Origin of the sequence: Mesorhizobium sp. M7A.F.Ca.CA.002.15.2.1 (assembly GCF_003998715.1) — a bacterium.
Taxonomy (GTDB): Bacteria; Pseudomonadota; Alphaproteobacteria; order Rhizobiales; family Rhizobiaceae; genus Mesorhizobium; species Mesorhizobium ciceri.
In genome coordinates this window covers 1-2,346 of record NZ_RZPI01000801.1, presented here as the reverse complement: position 1 = coordinate 2,346, position 2,346 = coordinate 1, and the positions used below count along the sequence as shown (strand labels likewise).

The following is a 2,346-nucleotide window of genomic DNA, read 5'->3' as shown; positions in this document are numbered from 1 at the left end:
TCCTCGAATATCTGGCGAGCAATCGCGGACGCCGGGTCACCAAGACCCAGGTCTTCAACGCCATCTACGGCATCTTCGACGAAGAGGTCGAGGAGAACGTGGTGGAAAGCCACATCAGCAAACTGCGCAAGAAGCTGCGCGAGAAGCTGGGCACCGACCCGATCGATTCCAAGCGTTTCCTCGGCTACCGGCTCGTCTTCTGATGCAGCGCCGCGCCAGCCTCGCGCAAGAAAACATGCGTAGCCTCGCAGCCAGCAGCATGGACACAGCGGAGACGTTTCGATGAGCCTCTATGGAATGATGCGGACCGGCGTTTCCGGCATGAACGCGCAGGCAAACCGCCTGTCGACGGTCGCCGACAACATCGCCAATTCAGATACCACGGGTTACAAGCGGTCCTCCGCCGAATTTTCGACGCTGGTCATGCCGTCGACCGGCGGCGCCTACAATTCCGGCGGCGTCACCACGACGATCCGTCAGGCGGTCAGCGATCCGGGCGTGCTTCAGTACACGACCTCGGTTTCCGACCTTGCCGTCAGCGGCGATGGCTTCTTTGTCGTTCAGGATCCGAGCGGTACCCCCTATCTGACCCGAGCCGGCGCTTTCGTTCCCGACGGTCAGGGCAGGCTTGTCAACTCGGCCGGCTTCCAGCTGATGGCCTACAGTTACGAGAACGGCGTACCGGCAGCGACGGTCAACGGCTTCGAGGGATTGGTCCCGGTTGTCATCTCCGACCAGGGCATGACCGCAACGCCGAGCACCGAGGGCAGCTTTGCCGGCAACCTGCCGGCGGGTGCGACCCCGGTCGCGACCGCCAACCTGCCCGCCGCCAACGCTGCGACCGCGCAATACACGTCGAAATCCTCCATGGTCGCCTACGACAATCTCGGCAACAAGAAGCTGCTCGACGTCTACTTCACCAACACCGGCGCCGGCACCTGGCAGGTGGCGGTCTTCGATCAGTCGAAGGCCACCGCTGGAACATCGTTCCCCTACACCGCCGGCGGCTTGCTGGGCTCGGCCAACCTGACCTTCGACACCACCACCGGCAAGCTCACCGGCACGCCCACCAACGTTTCATTTACCGTGCCGAACGGCGCCACCCTCAATCTCGATCTGTCGGCGCTGACCCAGCTTGGCACCGGCTTCACGGTTTCCGACGCCCAGGTCAACGGCAACGCACCGAGCACCATCGACAAGGTCCAGATCAGCAAGGACGGCACCATCTACGCCCAGTACAAGGACGGCTCGACCAAGCCGCTCTACAAGATCCCGCTGGCCGACGTACAGAGCCCGGACCAGCTCAAGGCGCTGCCTGGCAACGTCTATTCGCAGGGCACCGAGTCCGGCGCGGTTCGTGTCGGCTTTGCCAATGAAGGCAAGCTCGGCTCCATCATCTCCGGCGCGCTCGAGAATTCCAACGTCGATATCGCCGAAGAACTGACCAACATGATCGCGGCACAGCGCAGCTACACCGCCAATTCGAAAGTCTTCCAGACCGGTTCCGATCTGATGGACGTCCTTGTCAACCTGAAGAGATAAGACGGGCGTCGCCCGCGAAAGACCCGCATGTCACTGTCTACCGCATTGAGTATCGCCCAGTCGGCGCTTATGAACACCGCGCGACAGACCAGCGTTGTCTCGCGCAATGTCGCCGACGCCTCCAACCCGGACTATTCGCGGCGCCAGGCCGTCGTCACCAGCACGGCGCCGGGTGCGCGCTCGGTCGATATCCAGCGCGCAGCCAACGAGCTTCTGTTTCGCCAGAATCTCGCCGCGCTATCGGCCTGGAGCGGCCAGAACGCTCTCTACAACGGCATGGATCAGTTGGGTGTTGCGGTCAATGGCGTCGACAATGCGTCCTCGCCCTCGACTGCGATCGCCAACCTGCAGCAGGCGCTGCAGCTCTACGCCACCTCGCCGTCGAATCAGAACCTCGGCGCCTCCGTCATCGACGCCGCCAAACAGGTCGTGCGCTCGCTCAATGAGGGCTCCAAGGCAGTCCAGGATTTCCGCACCCAGACCGACGGTCAGATTGCCACCGCCGTCGACGACCTGAACTCGCTGCTCGGCCAATTCCAGGATGCCAACACGGCCGTCATGTCCGGAACCCGTTCCGGCACCGACGTTTCCGATGCGCTCGACCAGCGCGATGCGCTTTTGAAGAAGATTTCGAACTATGTCCCGGTGTCGACCTTCACGCGAGGCGACAATGACATGGTCATCACCACCGGCGACGGCACGACCTTGTTCGAGACGATACCGCGCACGGTCACCTTCGCGGCGTCGGCAGGCTATACCGCGGGTGCCGCCGGCAATGCCGTCTACATCGACAATGTGCCGATC

General features: G+C 62.7%; 3 protein-coding genes. All 3 read left to right on the top strand.

Features of this window, described 5'->3' with window-relative positions; genetic code table 11:
- A partial coding sequence (locus ENZ74_RS29490) for a helix-turn-helix domain-containing protein (RefSeq protein ID WP_164761299.1) occupies window positions 1-203 on the top strand: 203 nt, incomplete at its 5' end.
- A gap of 79 nt (window positions 204-282) precedes the next feature.
- The gene (locus ENZ74_RS29485) at window positions 283-1,542 is read left to right on the top strand and encodes a flagellar hook protein FlgE (protein ID WP_013529779.1); all 1,260 of its coding nucleotides are present in this window, start codon (window positions 283-285) and stop codon (window positions 1,540-1,542) included.
- Between the two features lie 27 nt (window positions 1,543-1,569).
- Window positions 1,570-2,346 (top strand): flagellar hook-associated protein FlgK (flgK, locus tag ENZ74_RS29480; protein ID WP_127313206.1); only part of this gene is annotated, 777 nt, incomplete at its 3' end.